Annotated in this window: 13 protein-coding genes; 3 read left to right on the top strand and 10 right to left on the bottom strand. The window is 75.5% G+C overall.

Features of this window, described 5'->3' with window-relative positions:
• Positions 1–36: 36 nt before the first annotated feature.
• From ACW14Y_RS04445 to ACW14Y_RS04415, 7 genes are all read right to left on the bottom strand, one after another.
• The gene (locus ACW14Y_RS04445; protein WP_380386760.1) at positions 37–1,200 is read right to left on the bottom strand and encodes a peptidoglycan recognition protein family protein; all 1,164 of its coding nucleotides are present in this window, start codon (positions 1,198–1,200) and stop codon (positions 37–39) included.
• 221 nt (positions 1,201–1,421) lie between these two features.
• Positions 1,422–4,955 (bottom strand): tetratricopeptide repeat protein, encoded by a 3,534-nt coding sequence (locus tag ACW14Y_RS04440; RefSeq protein ID WP_456985934.1) that lies wholly within the window; start codon positions 4,953–4,955, stop codon positions 1,422–1,424.
• Positions 4,956–5,177: 222 nt separating this feature from the next.
• Positions 5,178–5,651, bottom strand: coding sequence for a hypothetical protein (locus tag ACW14Y_RS04435; protein ID WP_456985933.1), 474 nt, complete (start codon positions 5,649–5,651; stop codon positions 5,178–5,180).
• A gap of 179 nt (positions 5,652–5,830) precedes the next feature.
• Complete coding sequence (locus tag ACW14Y_RS04430) at positions 5,831–6,907, bottom strand: CU044_5270 family protein (protein ID WP_456985932.1); 1,077 nt, start codon at positions 6,905–6,907, stop codon at positions 5,831–5,833.
• Positions 6,904–7,566: an RNA polymerase sigma factor gene (locus ACW14Y_RS04425; protein WP_380310202.1), complete on the bottom strand. Its 663-nt coding sequence runs from the start codon at positions 7,564–7,566 to the stop codon at positions 6,904–6,906. Before ACW14Y_RS04425 ends, ACW14Y_RS04430 begins: the two co-directional genes overlap by 4 nt.
• 136 nt (positions 7,567–7,702) lie before the next feature.
• Positions 7,703–8,167, bottom strand: coding sequence for a hypothetical protein (locus ACW14Y_RS04420; protein WP_456985931.1), 465 nt, complete (start codon positions 8,165–8,167; stop codon positions 7,703–7,705).
• Positions 8,168–8,391: 224 nt separating this feature from the next.
• Positions 8,392–9,882 (bottom strand): MFS transporter, encoded by a 1,491-nt coding sequence (locus tag ACW14Y_RS04415; RefSeq protein WP_456985930.1) that lies wholly within the window; start codon positions 9,880–9,882, stop codon positions 8,392–8,394.
• A gap of 182 nt (positions 9,883–10,064) precedes the next feature.
• Between ACW14Y_RS04415 and ACW14Y_RS04410 the strand changes: the two genes are divergently transcribed.
• The 3 genes from ACW14Y_RS04410 (at position 10,065) to ACW14Y_RS04400 (ending at position 12,355) form a co-directional block, all read left to right on the top strand.
• A complete protein-coding gene (locus tag ACW14Y_RS04410; RefSeq protein WP_380310212.1) occupies positions 10,065–10,529 on the top strand; it encodes a MarR family winged helix-turn-helix transcriptional regulator in 465 nt (154 codons plus the stop codon).
• A 232-nt stretch (positions 10,530–10,761) separates the two neighbouring features.
• Complete coding sequence (locus tag ACW14Y_RS04405; RefSeq protein WP_030395545.1) at positions 10,762–10,968, top strand: hypothetical protein; 207 nt, start codon at positions 10,762–10,764, stop codon at positions 10,966–10,968.
• A gap of 154 nt (positions 10,969–11,122) precedes the next feature.
• The gene (locus ACW14Y_RS04400; RefSeq protein ID WP_456985929.1) at positions 11,123–12,355 is read left to right on the top strand and encodes a serine hydrolase domain-containing protein; all 1,233 of its coding nucleotides are present in this window, start codon (positions 11,123–11,125) and stop codon (positions 12,353–12,355) included.
• A 70-nt stretch (positions 12,356–12,425) separates the two neighbouring features.
• Here the strand turns inward: ACW14Y_RS04400 and ACW14Y_RS04395 are convergent, their stop codons facing one another.
• The 3 genes from ACW14Y_RS04395 to lanL form a co-directional block, all read right to left on the bottom strand.
• Positions 12,426–13,085: a GNAT family N-acetyltransferase gene (locus ACW14Y_RS04395; protein ID WP_456985928.1), complete on the bottom strand. Its 660-nt coding sequence runs from the start codon at positions 13,083–13,085 to the stop codon at positions 12,426–12,428.
• Positions 13,086–13,156: 71 nt separating this feature from the next.
• A complete protein-coding gene (locus tag ACW14Y_RS04390) occupies positions 13,157–14,068 on the bottom strand; it encodes an ornithine cyclodeaminase family protein (RefSeq protein WP_380310194.1) in 912 nt (303 codons plus the stop codon).
• 62 nt (positions 14,069–14,130) lie between these two features.
• On the bottom strand, positions 14,131–16,959 hold the full coding sequence (lanL, locus tag ACW14Y_RS04385; protein WP_456985927.1) for a class IV lanthionine synthetase LanL: 2,829 nt from the start codon (positions 16,957–16,959) through the stop codon (positions 14,131–14,133).
• Positions 16,960–17,041: the final 82 nt, after the last annotated feature.

The raw sequence follows: 17,041 nt of genomic DNA, 5'->3' as shown, positions 1-17,041 counted from the left end.
GGACGACCGGTCGCACCGGTCGGTGCGCAGCGCCCGTCAGAGCGCGGCGACCTCGGCCCGCAGCGCGGGGAGGGTGGCGTAGAAGACGCCGCCGGGGCAGTCGGTGGCCAGCCAGTCGCGGTGGCCGCTGATCAGGTCGACCGGCTTGGTCACGCCGTTGACCGGGTTGACGAAGGTCACGTGCGCCTGCGGGTCCAGCCCGTGGGTGCGGGCGGCCAGCGAGAGCACCAGGGCGAGCGACTGCCGGGCCTTGGCGGTGGGCTGCTGGTTGACCAGGGTGCCCAGCAGCGCGATGCCGAGGTTGCCCGAGTTGAAGCCGGCGGTGTGGAAGGCGGTCACCGCGTTGCCGTTGGCGTCGAAGCCGGGGACGCCGTCGTCACCGGACCAGCGGCCCTCGTAGATCCGGCCGGCCTCGTCGATGAGGAAGTGGTAGCCGATGTCGCCCCAGTCGTTGGTGATCGCGTGGTACTCGTAGATCGCCCGCACGGTGGCGGCCGGGTCCGGGTCCGCGTTCGGGGTGTCGGTGTGGTGCACCGTCAGGGTCTGCAGCGGGTAGTACTTGGCGGGGGAGTTCTCCACGCCGTTCTTGAACCGCTTGGACTCGTCGGCGCCCCAGGCGGCGCGGCTCAGGTACTCGACGCCGCAGAGGGTGACCGGCGTGGTCGGGGCGAGCGTGCTGGTGCGGGCCGGGCCCGTGGTGGTGTCCAGCGCGGTGGAGCGCAGGTTGGTGGCGCCGTCGGGCAGCCGCAGGTCGTAGCCGACCGCGCCGTCGGCGGTGACCAGCGCGGTCGCGACGGTCGCGGCCGGGGCGGCCTTCGCGGCGGGGCCCGCGAGGTCGGGGCCGCCCGCGCAGCCGGTGGCGATCGGCTGCCAGGCGCCCGGGCCGGTCTCCTCGTGGTGGAGCCGGATGGCGCCGCCGCGGCGGGGGCCGTCCCAGCTGACGCCGACGTACTGGATCGGGAAGTCGGTCCGCACACCGGCGGCGGCGCGACCGGCGGCGGAGCGGGCGCGGGTGGCCGGGACGGTCACGGTCCGGGCGGCCTGGGTGCCGGGCGCGGCCGGAGCGGCCGGGGTCACCGGCGAGGCCGGGGTGCTCGGCGCGGCGGCGTGCGCGGCCGGGGCGGTGGCGATCGCGGCGGCGGTGGCGCCGATCGCGGTCACCAGCGTGCGACGGCTCACGGCGGAGCTGGGGTTCGGCATCGGGATCCTGTTCTCGGGGTGACACGGAAGCGCAGGTCGACCGGCCGTGAGCCGGTCAATGAGTCGATCATGAATCTACCCAAATGATCGTTTCTGGTGGCAACCCCTAAAAACCGGTTGCCCGAACGGGCAACCCGGCCGACCACCTGCCCGAGCACCTTCCGGCCGTCCACGCGGCCGTCCACCCTCCCTCCGCCCGGCCGCTCCCGGGTCCGCCGCCGCTACCCGAGGATCCGCAGCGCCGCCGCCGCCCGTTCCCCCACCGGTGCCCCGGCGCACGCGAGTTCACCGAGATAGAGGCAGACATCGGCCCGCGCCGCCCCGGCCCCCGGCACCGCGAGGAACGCCCGCGCCAGCTCCTCCGGCTGCACGTCCCCGGCGACCAGACCGTGCAGCAGCTTGCGCACCGCCGGCTCGAACGGGTCCCGCGGGTCCTCGTACGGGCACTCCAGGAAGGCGTCCCAGGCGTCCGCCGCACCCGCCGGCCCCTCCGTCAGCAGCCGCAGCACCGCCACCTCCACCAGCACCGTCGACGACGCCGCGAGCCCGGGCGCCACCTCCGCCAGCAGCGCCCGCGCCTCCTCGAACCGACCGTCGTGCCGGTACGCCGCCACCAGCGCGCACCGCACCGCCAGGTCCGCCGGATCACGGGCCAGCACCGCCGACAGGTCGGCGACCGCCTCCGCCGGACGCCCGGCCTGCCGGTGCGCCTGACCGCGCTCGGCCAGCGCCCAGGTGTAGTCCGGATTGTGGGTGACCGCCGCCGTGAGATCGGCGATCGCCTCCTCCACCAGACCGGCCTGCCGCCGCGCCTGCCCCCGGGAACCGAGCGCCCAGGGGTCGTCCGGTTCGAGCGCCAGCGCGGCACTCAGATCGGTGATCGCCTCCTCCAGGTCCCCCGCCAGCCGGTGCGCCTCGCCGCGCAGCGCCAACGCCCAGGCGTACTCCGGGTCGATCGCCAGCACGGCCGTCAGGTCCGCGATCGCGTCGTCCAGCCGGCCCGCCTGCCGGAACGCCTGCCCGCGCGCCCGCAGCGCCCACACGTCGGAGGGGTCCAGCTCCAGCGCCGAGGTCAGATCGGCCACCGCCTGGGTCAGCCGCCCCGCCTGGCGGTGCGCCTCGCCCCGCTCCGCCAGCGCCCACGCGTACCCCGGGTCCAGTTCCAGCGCGGCGGTGAAGTCCGCCACCGCCTCCTCCAGCCGGCCCGCCTGGCGGTGCGCCTCGCCCCGCTCGCCGACCGCCCACGCGTACTCCGGGTTGAGCGCCAGCGCGGCGGTGAAGTCCGCGATCGCGTCGTCCAGCCGGCCCGCCTGGCGGTGCGCCTGGGCGCGCGAGCCCAGCGCCCACGCGTGCTCCGGAGTGAGCGCGATCGCCGCCGTGAAGTCCGCCACCGCCTCCTCGGGCCGGCCCGCCTGGCGGTGCGCCTCGCCCCGCTCGGCCAGCGCCCAGGCGTTGTCCGGGCCGAGCGCCAGCGCGGCGGTCAGATCGGCGACCGCGTCGTCCAGCCGCCCGGCCTGCCGCAGGGCCTGGCCCCGTGAACTCAGCGACCAGGCGTCACCGGGATCCAGCGCGATCGCCGCCGTGAAGTCCGCGACCGCCTCGGCCAGCCGCCCGGCCGTCCGGAACGCCTCGCCGCGCTGGGTGAACGCCCAGGCGTACTCGGGGTCCAGCACGATGGCGGCGGTCAGATCGGCGACCGCCTCGTCCAACCGCCCGGCCAGCCGGTGCGCCTGGCCGCGCGAACCCAGGGCCCAGGCGTCGTCCGGGTCGAGCGCCAGCGCCGCCGTGAAGTCGGCCATCGCCTCCTCGGTCAGCCCGGCCAACTGCCGGGCCTCGCCGCGCCGGGACAGCGCCCAGGCGTACTCCGGGTCGAGGGCCAGCGCCGCCGTGAAGTCCGCCAGCGCCTGCTCGTGGTGGCCGTGCCAGTTGAGCACACGCCCCCGGTAGGCGAGGGCCTGCGGCAGGTCGGCGGCGATCGCGACGGCCTGGTCGAGGTCGGCGAGGGCGTCGTCGTCCCGGTCCTCGACGAAGTACTGGTAGCCGCGGTGGGTCAGTGCCCAGGCCCGCACCCGGACCGGCAGACCGGGACCGGCGAGTACGTCCAGGACCGCCAGCACCGGCTGCTCGCCGGCCGCCGCCGCGTGGATCCGGCGGGCCCAGCGGGTCAGTTCCGCGTCGTCGCTGTCCTGCGCGGCCTGGCCGAGCATCTCCGCCCACGAGGCCAGCGCGTCCGGCGCGTCCCCGGCGGTGCGCGCGGTGTGCTCCAGGGCGCGCGGCAGCCGGGCCAGCGGATCGGAGCAGAGCAGGTGGTAGGTCTCGTTCAGCAACTGCCGCCGCCACCGGGGGTCGGCGACGCGCCGGGCCGCCGGCAGGTACAACTCGACCGCCGCCCGCGCCGCGGCGTGGTGCTCGGCGAGCCGGGTGTGCGCGGCCGTCCACTCCCGCGGGGTGTGGATCCGGCGGCGGCGCACCATGCTGGTGCGGACCACCGCGTGGTACTGCAGGAAGTCGCCGCGCCCGGTCACGAAGGGCTGCACCGACAGCCAGTCCCAGACGGCCGGTTCGGCCTCGGGGACGGCGCAGGCGAAGAGGTCCCGGTTCAGCTGCAGCGGGAGCGCGGCGGCCAGCACGGTGTCCCGGCGCTCCGGTTCGGGGATCCACTGCAGGAAGCGCACCACCGCCTGGTCGACCATGTCGGCGCCGACGTCGGCGACCTCCTCCACCGCGCCGGGATCCGCCGCCGCCAGCAGCGCGACCAGCAGCGGCAGCCGCATCGACATCCGCAGCACCGCGTCGACCACCAGCGGATCGGTGACCCCGCGCGCCGTCAGCAGGTCACGGGCCTCCTGCTCGGTGAACACCTCCAGCGGCACGTCCACCAGCACCGGCCGCCACGGCGCCCACTCGCGCTCGGCCAGCTCGTCCCGGCCGGCCAGCACGAACACCACCTCCAGCGGCAACGGGCCGAACGCGTCGTCGAGGATCTCCCGCAGCCAGCCGTCGAGATAACGGCCCGTCAGTTCCCAGGTGTCGAGGAACAGCACGATCCAGGGCCGGCGGTCCCGGCCCCGGTTGCCGTCACGGTCCCGGCCGTGGTCCCGGCCGTGGTCCCGGTCGCGGTCGCAGAGCCGGGACAGCTCGGCGACGAAGGCCCGGCCCAGCGCGGCCTCCTCGACGTCGCCGCCGCGCCGGCGCTGGCGCACCCCCGCGATCAGGCGCTCGGCGCCCTGGGCCACCGCGTCCGGGTTCGCCAGTGCCGCGACCACGCCCGCGCCCGGCAGTACCGAGGCCGCCCCGAGAGCCGCCTGGGTCACCAGCCGGGTCGGCAGCGACGCGCCCTCCCCGCCGGGCGGCTGCTCCGGCTCGCGGTCCGCCGCGGCCTGGAGCGAACGCCGGTACTGCTCCAGGGCCTTGTCGAACTCCCGCAGCGGACCGGCCTGTTCGGCGAGCTGGCGGGCGAGCGCGGTGAGGGCCGTGCCGACGCCGTGCACATCGGTCTCGTCGACCAGTGCGGTCAGGGCACCGGCCCGCCGCGCCGCCTCGCGCCACTGGGCGAGCAGCGTGGACTTGCCGACCCCGCCGACGCCGCGCACATGGAACAGGAAGTCCGCCGGATCCGGCCCGGAGTCCGGGTCCGGGTCGCGGGCGAGATTGTCCACGAACAGCGCCAGTTGCGCTCTGCGGCCGATGAATTGAGCACCGGTGCGCTGCCGCACCGCCTCCGCACGCGACGGACGCCTCCGTGCCTGAGCCATGCCACCCCCTGCCGTCCCACCCGGCGGGTCGCGCCGACCACGAGTCCGGGGCCGCCGGTGCCGCTGTCGTGAGGACGACCGTAGTGAATCGGCCCCCGTGCTGTCCTGCTTTCGGCCATCTGTCGTGTGCAGAGCGGGTGTTGACGGCAGAGAGGGTGGGTGCTACGCCGCCGCCTCCTACTCCTCCCGTCGCGGAGCGGCGCGCGCACAGGGTGCGAGGGATCAGACGATGGTGATCCTGAACGTGCGGCTGTTGTTGCCCGGCGTCGGGTCGTCCGGGAGCTCTGCTTCGACGGTGCCGTCCAGCACCTCGGGGTCCATGCCGGAGGCGACCGAGATCCGCACCTCGGCGGTGACCGAGGCGCCCGGCGCCAGGCCGGCCGGGACGGCGCAGGCGACGGTGTGGCCGAAGGGCAGCGTGGAACAGGCCGCGCCGGAGGACGTCCCGCTGCCCACCACCCCCGGCGGCAGGTGCACGTACAGCGTGAACGGTACGGCGGTCGCGGTTCCCCCGGCGTTGGTCACCACCGGGTGCAGCAGGGTGGAGCCGCCGTCGGCCACCGGGGCGGGGTCGGCGGCCGAGACCGCGAGGTCCGCGCCGGCCGCGCACGTGTCGGCGGCCGCCGCCGGACCGGCGGCCAGGACCACCGCCGCGCACGCCGCCCGCAGGGCCCTGGAAAGCAGGAGTCGGGACATCACACTCACCCAATTCGTTCGGTACCCGCCGGACCACGGCTCGGGGCCGGCGGCAGGCCCGGTCGGGCCGTGCCAGGGCCAGCATCGGTGCCCCGCCGCGCCGCCGGAGCGGGACACGGCGGGGCACGACGGGGCACTGCCCGAACGGGTGACCCGGCGGGTCACCGGTCTTCGAACCGTCAGACCGTGGCCTGTCCGGCGCCGGGACGCTGGTTCTTCGCGTCGACGATCGCCCGGGTCACGATGGTCGTCTGCTCCACGACGGTGCCGGGCTTGACGCCGTCGAACTCCCGGACCTGCACACCGCGGCTGCCGAGGTACTGGTGGGTCTCCCGGTCGAAGATCCACTCCGACCGCTCGCCGGTCTGGGGGTCGAGCCGTGCCAGCGCGATCCCGTCCCGACCGGAGGCGTCCTGCGCGTGCTCGACCACCACGACGCCCGGGATCCGGCCGGCGGCCTGGTAGAGCGAGGCCGCGAGGGCGGAGGGCACGAGCTGCTCGCGGATGAGGGAACCGATCTCCCTGAACGCCTGCTGGTCGTGGTCCCGGTCGCCGCTCACCGTCGCGTAGACCGACTTCAACAGCGCGTCGGGGTCGCTCGGCTGGGCCGCGAGCCACTGGTAGGTCGATTGCTTGCGCGGCTCCTTGTTGTCCAGGGTGATGCCGCCCTTGTCCTGGTAACCCGGCTCGTCCAGCCAGCCCTTGGTGCCGTCGGGCGACTTCCACACCTCGCGGTCGTGCAGCGGCTGGACCCAGGTGGTGGACTCCCCGGTGTCCACGTTGTTCCGGGTGGACATGAAGGAGACCCGGCTCTTGATGTAGACGAACTGGCCCGGTCCCGGCTGGGGCGTGGTGCGCGCGGTCGCCGCGGCGGCGATCTCGCGGACCGTCGAGGCGAGCTGCACGGTGCTGCCTTCCTCGATCTGCACGACCGGAGCCTTGACCAGCGCGGGGGCGGCCACGGTGTTGGTGCCGGGCGCGCCGCCGACGGACACCACGACGGCCAGGGCGGCGGCTGCGGCGACGGGGGTGGCGAACAGCACGGCGCGGCGCAGCGGCCGCCGCCGCGCCGGGGAGGCTGCGGGGGCCGCCGCGCCCGCGGGGGCGTGGTCGGACTGGTGGATCTCGCTCATCAGGTACTCCTCGAGCAGGTCCTGGCGGTCGGCCGCCAGGCGGGGATCGGCCGGCGGCGGCAACAGACGGGCCAGTTCCGCGTGGTCGAGCGGTTCGTTGTGCCGCCACGGGTTGCGGATCATCGGTGCGTCTCCTTGTGCGGCCGGGCCGCGATGCTGCGGCCGCCCTGTACTTGTCCGGGGATCGGGAGCGGTTCCGTGTTCTTCTTCGGGGCGTTCCTCGCGGCGTCCTTCTTCGCCGCGCGCAGTTCGTCGTCCGCGAGCTTGCGCAGCCGGGTGCGGGCCCGCGAGAGGCGCGAGCGCACGGTCCCGACGGGTATGCCGAGGGTGGCGGCCGCCTCCGCGTAGCCGAGCCCGGACCAGACACAGAGCGCGAAGACCTCGCGCTCCGAACGCCGCAGCCGCCCCAGGGCCTTCCGGGCGGCCGCGAGCTGTTCGGAGTCGGCCATCCGGCCGACGAGTTCGTCGGCGAAGTCGGGCACCGGATCGGCCACGGGCATCCGGGCCATCGCCGTGTTGTGGCGGCGAGCGGCACGTGTCGTGTTGCGCAGCACGTTGACGGCGATGCCCATGAGCCAGGGCCGAGGACTGTCGCCCTCGTCGCGCAGTTTCCCGCGCAGGCGCCAGGCCTCCAGGAAGGTCAGCGACACCACGTCCTCGGCGAGCGCCCAGTTCCCGGTCACACGCACGGCATGGCGGTACACCAGGGACGAGTGCTCCCGGAAGAGCTCGCGAAATGCTTCGGGGTCCCCGGCTCGGAGCCGGGAGTGCGGATGGTTCACGTCATGCCTTGTCCGAGCGGCCCGGCCGGTTCCTGTGACGCGCGTCACCGGTGGCGCCCTCCGGGGGGATGGCCTCCACGCCGCCGATCATGCAGCACGGCCCACCCCCCACCACCCCCGGGCCCGCCGGCCGGAGCTACGGCGTGGCGGCGGCCGGTCCGGTGGGGGGCTTCAGGCAGGGGGTGGTGATGTCCAGGACCATGCGATTGTCGCCGGCGGTGCTGGAGACGTCGACGACGTACTGGCTCGCGGGATGGCGTGCGACGACGGTGGAACTCGGCTCGGTGGCGGGCGTCTCCTGGTAGGCGGAGATCTTGAGTCCTTCGGTGCTCAGGATGTCCCTGACCTTGCGGACCACGTCGTTGTGCTGGGCGTTCGGGACGTAGCTGTGGACCGCGTAGAACAGGGTGTAGCGGTCGTCGGGCGCGGATTCCCCGTTCTTGCCGACACAGGGAGAGAAGAGCGGGTCGACCGGCTCGGCGTTGATCGTGATGCCGGCGGTCTGCGCCAGGTGCTCGGTGATCTGCCGAGCCCAGCCGAGCGCGTCGTCACGGGACTTGACCGGCAGCGGGGCGTCCTTGCCGGAGTCGGTGTCCGCCATGCAGGCTCCAAGACTCGAGACCGTCAGGGTCGCCGCCACGAGGTACTTGAGCGGCGTGGCGACGGACGGGCGTGCGGGTGTGCGGGCGATGGGTCTCTCCATTCGTTCCTGGCGGAGCGGCTTCGCCCCGCCGGGAGTCGGCGGGGCGAAGGGGTGGGGCTCGAGTTGTTGTCGGAGGTCCACTCTGGAGGTTGACGGGCCCGCTTGTCGCCCGTGCGGTCGGATCAGGTCGCGGTGAGGTGTGGCTGCGCGTCGGAGGCGGTGGGGGTGCTGTGCTGCTCGTCGTCGGGGCGGGCCTTCTCGGGCAGGAGGAAGGTGATCGCGAGGAAGACCGCCAGCAGGCAGGCCTGGACGATCAGGGCGCCGTGGAAACCGCCGGTGAAGTCGCCGGTCTCGGCGCGGGCGAAGAAGACCGAGCCGAAGACCGCGACGCCGATGGAGCCGCCGACGGCCTGGACCGCGGACAGGACGCCGGAGGCGGAGCCGATCTCGTCGTCGTCGACCGCGGCCAGGACGAAGCCGAACAGGGCGGCGATCACCATGCCGGCGCCGATGCCCGCCAGCGCCACGCCGGGGACGATGTCCCCGATCGAGAACGTGGCGGCGTCGAGGCCGTCGAGCTCGAACCACAGCACGGCCGCGCCGGCCAGCTGGACCAGCGGTCCGATCTGCAGGACCTTGCGGCCGATCCGGTCCGCGAGGAACGCGCCGCTGACCGCGCCGCCGATCGCGGTGCCCACGGCGAGGGGGAGGTTGCCGAGGCCCGCCTCGCCGGCGGTGAAGTGGCGGCCGATCTGGAGGAACAGGGTCAGTACGAGCTGGGTGCCGACGAGCCCGCCGAAGAACAGGGCGATGCCGCCGAGTCCGACGGTGAAGGCCGGCTTGCGCAGCAGGCCCGGGGTCACCAGCGGCTCGCGGCCCGCGGCGGCCGTGCGGCGCTGCTGGAGGGCGAAGAGGGCGAAGCCGACCGCGGAGGCGGCCATGGACAGCCAGGTCCACAGCGGCCAGCCGTTCTCCTGGCCCTGGTTCAGCGGCAGCACCAGCAGGGCGCAGGAGGCCGCGACCAGGGCGGCGCCGGTCAGGTCGACCCGAACTGTGCGGTCGCCCGCCTTCCGGGGCACGAACCTCGCGGCGACGATCAGCGCCGCGAGGCCGATGGGCAGGTTGATCAGGAACACCGACCGCCAGCCGAGGCCGAAGAAGTCGCCCTCGATGAGGAAGCCGCCCAGGACCGGGCCGACGATGCCGCCCAGGCCGAGTACGGGTCCGAAGATCGCGAACACCTTGGTGAGTTCGGGGCCGGAGAAGTTCTCCCGCAGCAGGCCCAGGCCCTGGGGCAGCAGTACCGCTCCGGCGGTGCCCTGCAGCAGGCGGAAGGCGATCAGCGACTCGATGTTCGGCGCTGCCGCGCACAGCAGTGAGCTGGTGGTGAAGGCCGCGAGTCCGGTCAGGAACATCCGGCGTCGGCCGTAGCGGTCGCCGAGCCGGCCGCCGAGCACCAGGCCGGCGCCGAGGGTGAGGGCGTAGCCGCCGATCACCCATTGCAGTCCGAGGGACCCGGCGCCGAGGGACCTCTCCAGGTCCGGCCCGGCGACGTTGACGATCGAGGCGTCCAGGAGATCCATGATCTCCGCGACGATCATCACCGCCAGGATCAGCCATCGCCAGCGGTAGGGCCCGGTCGTCTCGTCGGGGGTGGGGGACGGGTCACGCACGCCAGATACCTCCATGGTGAAGTAATTCCACCATGAAGGTAAAGTGGTGGAGGTAGGTTGTCAAAGCGGGCCGCCCACCTGGGCACCCGGCAGGAGAGCAGACGCCCCGCAGGAGAGCAGAGGTGGCAGGCCCGGTGGAGGAAGCGATCGGCGAGGGTGTCGCGGCGCGGCGCGAGCGGTTGATGGAAGGGCTGCGGATCTACGGCGGCCACTACGCCGAGCTCAGCCGGCGCTTCGCGGCCTGGCTGGGCCTGCACTCCACCGACGCGACCGCGGTACTGGAGATCGCCGCCGCCGAGGAGCGCGGGACCCCGCTGTCACCGGCCCGGCTGAGCGAGCGCATCTCCCTCTCCACGGGCGCCACCACCGCGCTGCTGAACCGCCTCGAAGCGGCCGGGCACATCACCCGCACCCGCGAGCACTCCGACCGGCGCGTCGTCACCCTGCGCGGCGGCCCGCACATCCAGGAGCGGGCGGACGAGTTCTTCGGCCCGCTCGCCGGCCGCCTCGACGCCGCGATGACCCCCTACCCACCACAACTCCTGGAGCAGTTCGAGCAGTTCATGACCGAACTGAACGCCACCATGGACGCCCACCTGGCCGCGGGCGACGCACCCGCCGCGCAGCGGTCGCGGGGCAAGCTCTAGGGCGCGGGGCGTGCACGCGGGGCCAGGGGGTGTGTGGCGGCGCGTCGTGGCGGCGTACGGCCGGACGGGCGTGCCGAGGTCACCCCGGGGGCGTAAGTTCTCACCCGTTCGGCCCGTCCGGGTTGCGGGCGACGGCCGGTTTTCCACGTTCGTGTGCAAACGTGTGTCGCGTCCGGCCGTCCTCGGAGGCGGTCGGCCATGGCTATTGACCATCCATCAAGGAGAACCTGAGATGTCGGTTCGTGGAAAGCTCCGCCAGTTCGCCGTGATCGCCACCGTCGCCGCCGCGGCGGCCGTGATCGCGCCGACCGCCGCGGTGGCTCACGGTGGGGGCTCGCAGCCGTCCGCCTCGTCGGGCCTGCAGGCCGGCAACGGTGCGGTCGGCCTCGTCGGCCCGCGCGGCAGCTGGGTGCAGTACTTCGACCGTTCCAACGGCTGATCCCACGCTCCTCGAACGCCCCGGGGCCACGGCCCCGGGGCGTTCGCGCGGGTCCGGCGGGGCGGTCCGCCGGACGAACCGCGCTGCGCCCACCGGAGGACGCTGCGGAGTGTTGCGCCGGATCGTGCCCGGAGCGTCCGCCCATAGTGCGGTCATGACCTTCTCCCGCACCAGGGTGCTCGCCGCCGCCGTCCTCACGGTCGCGACCCTGACCTCCGTCGCCCTCCCGGCCGGACCGCCGGCCGCCGCCCGCGCCCTCGCCAAGACCCCCTCGCCCGCGCACTCCTGCGTCCGCTCGGACCCCGACGCCGACCCCCGGGCCCGCGAGGTGCTCGACATCGCCCGGCAGGTCCAGCAGGAGCTCGACCTGAAATCAGTGATCCTGCGGGTCACCGTCGACGGCCACGAGCTCGTCACCGGCGCCCTCGGCGAGTCGATGACGGGCGTTCCGGCCGAACCCGCGATGCACTTCCGGGCCGGCTCGGTCGCCTTCCCCTTCCTCGGCATCGTCCTGCTGCAGCTCGCCGAGGAGGGCCGGATCGGCCTGGACGACCCGGTCGCGCCCTGGCTGCCGGACCTGCCGCAGGCGGACCGGATCACCCTGCGGATGCTCGGCGACACCACCTCGGGGCTCGCCGACTACGTCACCGACCAGGGCTTCCTGGACGCGCTCGCCGCCGACCCGTTCCGGCACTGGACCCCGGAGGAACTGGTCGCGATCTCCACCGCGCAGAACTTCTGGTACGAGCCCGGGACCAACTGGAGCTACTCGCACGCGAACTTCGTCCTGCTCGGCGAGGCACTCGAGAAGATCACCGGCACCCGGCTGGACCACCTGCTGGAGCAGCGGATCTTCGGGCCGCTCGGCCTGCGCCAGACCGTCAACAGCTTCACCCCCGACATCCCCACCCCCGTGCAGCACGCCTTCACCGCCTCGCGCGGCACGTACGAGGAGTCGACGTTCTGGAACCCGTCCTGGACCACCGCGCCGGGCGCGGTGCTGATCAGCGACATCTGTGACCTGACCCGCTCGGTGGAGGCCGTCGGCACCGGCGCGCTGCTCTCCGAGCAGTCCTTCCGGACCCAGCTGAACCCCGGCACCGTCGGCCTGCCCGGTCCGGTGCACGGCTGCCCGAAGGACGTCTGCCTGCCGCAGACCGAGGCCCAGCACTTCGGCCTGGGCGTCATCGTCGACCGGGGCTGGATCCTGTCCAACCCCTCCTTCTTCGGCTACGCGGCGATCGAGGCGTACCAGCCGGACGAGCACCTGGCGATCGCCGTCAGCACGACGCGGAACTGCGGGGCCCCGGACCGCAACACCGCGCAGGAGGTGGCCGGCCGGATCGCCGCCCTGCTCGCCCCGGACCACCCGCTCAACGTGGGCTGACCCGTCGGCGGCCGTCCGTGAGCTCCGCCGGGCGGTCGGTCCGGCGGAGCTCCGGGCGCGTTGCCGCCGGCTACCGGGACTCGGGCGCGGGCTCGGGGTCGGTGGCCAGGCGGGCGTGCAGGTGCTCGTCGTGGTACGTCCCGTCGCCGAAGCGGAACGAGGCCCGCAGGGTGCCCTCGGGGAGGTAGCCGCACTTCAGGGCCAGTCGGCAGGAGGCGTCGTTGCCGACCGCGTGGGCGACCTCGATCCGGCGGGCGTCGGCCGTCCGGAAGCCCCAGGCGGTGACGGCCCGGGTGGCCCGGCCGATCACTCCCCGGCCGCGTCCGGCCGGCGGGGCCCAGTAGCCGATCATCGCCAGACCGTCCGCGCGGTCGGTCCAGCGCAGGTTGACGCAGCCCAGCAGGGCGCCGTCGGCGGCGTCCAGCACCGCGAACGGCGCGGCCGTGCCCTTGTCCCAGCTGTCCTCGCGGGCCGCCAGCCAGGCCAGGGCGGCGGCGGGGTCGCGGGTCGCGAGCGGGTTCCAGAGGGCTATCAGCGGATCGGCCGCGGCGGCGACCAGGCCGTCCAGTACCGGGCCCGGCTCGGCGTCGGCCCGCCCCCACGGCCGGAGCACCACGTCGCCCAGGTCGAGGGTGGTGCGGCGGAAGGTGCGCGGCTCGGCGCCGTCCGGACCGGCGGGGACGGGTGCGGGGACGGGTGCGGGGGTGGCTACGGGGGCGGGAGTACTCATGGGCGTCTTCCTACCGGGTCGTCAGGCGCGCCGCCAGCGGTTTTCCATCGGCGGCGGCCCGCTCCGACGGGTCAGTGGAAGTCGAAGGCGGGCGCGGTGCCGGCGGAGCGGGCGGCGAGGTGGACCGGCCAGGCGAGCGCGAGGTCCTGCCAGGGGAGGCCGATCGGCGCGAACACGGTGGGCCGGTCGTCCGGCCGGGCCGGGACGGCGCCGCGCAGGACGTCGGCGAACTCGACGGCGAGGTCCGGGTCCGGGCCGGTGCCGTGCAGGACCCCGGAGGCGGTGGCGAGGGCACGGTCGTCCACCACGAGCCGGCTCGCGCGCAGCAGGGCGGGGGAGAGCTCGGTCTTGCCGCGCTCGTCGAAGCCGAGGGCGGTCAGGTGCAGACCCGGCCTCAGTACGTCGGCGTCCAGCAGGGGTTCGCGCGACCAGGTGGCGGTGATGACGATGTCCGCCGCCTCGACGGCCGCCCGCGCGCTGGGCACGGCGCGGCCGATCGCCGCGGCCCGGTCCGGGTCGAGGTCGTGGGCGACCACCTCGTCGACCGGCCGCAGGGCGCGCAGCGCCCGGAGCGTGGTCCGGCTCTGCGCACCCGCGCCGATCACGGCGACCGTTCGCGCGTGCTCCGGTGCGAGCACGTGGGTGGCGAGCGCGGCGGCCAGGCCGGTGCGCCAGGCGGTGACGGAGGCGGAGTCCAGCAGTGCCAGCAGTTCGCCGTCGGCCAGTGAGTGCAGGCAGACGACCCCGCGGAGCGCGGGTGTCGCGCCGGGGAACTTGGCGTTGACTTTGACGGTGTAGGCGGGCACGTCGGGGAGCAGTCCGGGGAGCAGGCACATCGCCGTGCCGGGGCCGGGGAGCGCGCTGCCCACGCGGTGGGCGGGCGGCAGCCGGTCGGCGGTGCGGAAGCCCGCCTCCAGGGCGGCCAGCGCGGTGGGGAGGTCGAGGGCGGCCTCGACGTCGGCACGGGAGAGCAGCTGGGTCATGGGGAGAGTCTGCCCCGGCCGTCGGGCGGGGGAGGCGGGGGGCCTGCGTCGGGCGGGGGCCGTCAGGCCGGGAACAGGGTGCCGGGGCGCGGCCCGCCCCGTCGGCTCAGCCGACGCAGGAAGCCGAGCACCCCGGGGGTGCCGGCGGCCCAGGAGGCGGACTCCGTCGAGGGGTCGCCACCGGGCAGCAGCGGGCGGTCGTACGGGCCGCCGGCGCGGGCCAGGATCAGGCCCGCGACCTTCTCGGCGGAGCGCCAGTGGCGTTCGTCGCCGGTGGCCACGGCCAGGTCCACCAGCAGTTCGCCGAGGCCGGCGAGGCCGCAGCACTGGCCGACGGGGCCCGTGCGGGGGGCCGGGACGAGGGCGGCGGCCGCGGCCTCGGCGGCGCGGGTGACGAGGGCCGGCTCGCGGTACAGCCGTCCGGCCTGGAGCAGGACCGACCCGAGTCCGGCCAGACCGCGGCACCAGGAGCCGTAACGACGGGTCGCGCCGGGGGCGCGGGCCTCGGTCACGAGGCGGGGGACGTCCTCGGCCAGGCCGTCGACCAGGCGCCGGGCGGCCTCCGCCGTTCCGGCGTCGGTGGCGGGCAGGGCGAGGAGGAAGTGCGCGAGTCCCGCCCGGCCGTGGGCGAAGCCCTCGACGAGGGCGGCGGTGCCGGGGTTCGGGGCCTCCCGGGGGTCGGTGGGGCGGCCGTCGGTGAGCCGCCGGGCGCAGGCGGCCGCGACGGCCGTGTGCCGTGCGGCCTCCTCGGGCCGGCCGTCGGCGCGGGCCAGCCGGGCCAGCAGCAGCCGGGCGGTGCCGAGACCGGCGGCGCCGGACACCTGGTCGGCGGGGAGGTCGGCCGGGAGGTCGGTGGGGAGCTCGCCGAACCGGTCGGCGGCGATCGCTGCGGCCTCGGTGCCCACGGGTTCGGTGCCGAGCAGGTGGGCCGCCTGGGCGAGGAACAGGTCGACCCCGGCGCGGCCGTCGTACAGGCCCGGGCCGAGCCGGCCGAGGGCGGGGTGGGCGGCGGTCCACCGGGCGAGTCCGGCGGCCGCGTCGCGGACCTCCGGCCGGTCCGGGTGCTGGAGCAGTTCGAGGCCGAGGCCGGCGGCGCCGTCGTAGCGGGAGAGCAGGGCGCGCGGGCGGGACGGGAGGCCCGCGCCGGGGGAGGCGTCGGGCCGCCCGTCGGCGAGGTCGTGGGCGAGGTCGCGGGCCATCCGGACGCAGCGGTCGAGGGTGTGCCGGACGGCCCGGTCGAGCAGGTCCGCCGTCACCACCGGTGGCCGGTGGGCGGTCCGGGGCGGGGGCGCCGGTGTCGCGGGCCGGATCCCGGGCGCGGCCGGTCGGGCGCCGGGCTCGGCCGGGACCTGCCGCAGGCCGGCGGCGGCCGCCGACCGCACCTCGGCGTCCGGGCTCAGCAGCCCGGCGACCAGGTCGACCACCGCGTCCGCGGGCCGGGCGAGCGGGGCGGGCGGAGCGGGCAGCGCGGCGGCGAGACAGGCGAGGGTGCGCTCGCGGTTGACGGCCGGGTCCGGGTCGATCACCACGGGGTCGAGGCCGGTGGCGGCCCAGTGCAGGGTGGCGCCCAACGCGTAGTAGTCGTCGGCGGGGTGGGATCCCGCGGTGTCCGGCCCGGCGGTGTCCGGCCCGGCGGTGGCGGGCAGGGCGTAGCCGAGGGTGGTGCCCTCCGGTCGCTCGCCGTTCAGCGAGCTGACACCGAAGTCGACGAGCGAGCAGCCGCCCGCGCCGTCCAGCACCACGTTGGCGGGTTTGAGGTCGTGGACGACCACGCCGCGCGCGTGCACGGCGTCCAGGACCGCGAGCAGTCCCCGGGCCAGGGCCCACCAGTCGCGGCCCGGCCCCGGCCCTGTGCCGGTCCCGGGCGCGGTGGTGGCCGCCCGGTCGCCGAGGACGTCGTAGGGACCGGCTTCGAGCACGGCCCGGCGGAGGTCGCGCGGCCCGCGGGCGGTGCTGACCAGGTACTCGTCCTCGCCGTGCCGGAAGTAGTCGACGAGGTCCGGTACTCCGGGCACGCCGGCCAGCGCGGCCAGCACCCGCCGTTCGTGCCGGAGCCGGCCGCGGGCGTCGGTGCCGGACCGGTCCTCGGCGACGAAGGCGCGGGCCTGCTTGACCACCACCTCCCGGCCGCCGGCGACCTCCACCGCGCGGTAGACGTGTCCGTTCGGCGAGCGGGTGATCCCGGCGGTGAGCCGGTAGCGACCGTCGCCGACCCGGGTGGTCGGCGAGGGGCTCTGGGCCGGGCCGCCGGTCGGGTCGCCGGTCGGGCCGGCGGTCGGGTCGGCGGTCGGGTCGGCCGCGGTGAACGGGTCGGCCGCCCAGGGCGGTTGGCGGTAGGCGGGCTCCGCCAGCCCCGGGAAGGTCCGGCCGTCCGGGCCGGTCATGACGAGGTCGGGGTCGTCGCCGGAGACCCGGAACGGGCCGTAGCGGTAGTAGACCGGGGTGTCCGGCCGCAGCCGCCGGTCGCTGACCACGCGCGGACCGGTGCGGCCCGCCAGTACCTCGGCCAGTTCCGCGGCGAGCGGCCCGGCCTCCTCGGGCGCGGGGTAGACCGTGACGGCCTTGCCGACGCCGGCGGCGCCGCGCAGCCCGGAGTTGAGCTGGTGCAGGACGGCGGTGGAGGCGGCGAACTTGGCGTCGCAGGTGCGGCCGAGCAGGACGGGGAGGACGAGGTCGACCAGGTCGGGCAACTGGTCGGGCCGGGCGGAGAGGTGGAGCTTCCAGCCGTGGCCGAGCTCGGGCATCCGCGGGTCCTGGAGGTACAGCCAGCCGTCGCCGGTGTGCAGCCGCCGTCGGGCGCCGGGCGGTGCCGCGAGGTGGGCGGCGAGTCGGGACCGTACGTCCCCCGCCGGCCCGTCGTCGGGCTCCCCGCCCGCGGTCGCTGGCGCCATGGTCCGCCGCTCCTCTCCCGGAGTCCGGGTGTCCCGCGCCCTGGTGTGCGCGGGCGGGTGCGACCGCCGGGCAGGGCCCCGG

It is taken from the genome of Kitasatospora sp. cg17-2, assembly GCF_054031055.1.
The sequence above is the reverse complement of the archived record's forward strand: the minus strand, read 5'-3'. Positions and strand labels throughout refer to the sequence as shown.

Coding starts and splice junctions, on each gene's coding strand:
- ACW14Y_RS04445 (WP_380386760.1), bottom strand. CDS start 1,200: ATGCCGAACCCCAGCTCCGCCGTGAGCCGTCGCACGCTGGTGACCGCG.
- ACW14Y_RS04440 (WP_456985934.1), bottom strand. CDS start 4,955: ATGGCTCAGGCACGGAGGCGTCCGTCGCGTGCGGAGGCGGTGCGGCAG.
- ACW14Y_RS04435 (WP_456985933.1), bottom strand. CDS start 5,651: ATGTCCCGACTCCTGCTTTCCAGGGCCCTGCGGGCGGCGTGCGCGGCG.
- ACW14Y_RS04430 (WP_456985932.1), bottom strand. CDS start 6,907: ATGATCCGCAACCCGTGGCGGCACAACGAACCGCTCGACCACGCGGAA.
- ACW14Y_RS04420 (WP_456985931.1), bottom strand. CDS start 8,167: ATGGCGGACACCGACTCCGGCAAGGACGCCCCGCTGCCGGTCAAGTCC.
- ACW14Y_RS04410 (WP_380310212.1), top strand. CDS start 10,065: ATGGAAGGGCTGCGGATCTACGGCGGCCACTACGCCGAGCTCAGCCGG.
- ACW14Y_RS04405 (WP_030395545.1), top strand. CDS start 10,762: ATGTCGGTTCGTGGAAAGCTCCGCCAGTTCGCCGTGATCGCCACCGTC.
- ACW14Y_RS04400 (WP_456985929.1), top strand. CDS start 11,123: ATGACCTTCTCCCGCACCAGGGTGCTCGCCGCCGCCGTCCTCACGGTC.
- ACW14Y_RS04395 (WP_456985928.1), bottom strand. CDS start 13,085: ATGAGTACTCCCGCCCCCGTAGCCACCCCCGCACCCGTCCCCGCACCC.
- ACW14Y_RS04390 (WP_380310194.1), bottom strand. CDS start 14,068: ATGACCCAGCTGCTCTCCCGTGCCGACGTCGAGGCCGCCCTCGACCTC.
- lanL (WP_456985927.1), bottom strand. CDS start 16,959: ATGGCGCCAGCGACCGCGGGCGGGGAGCCCGACGACGGGCCGGCGGGG.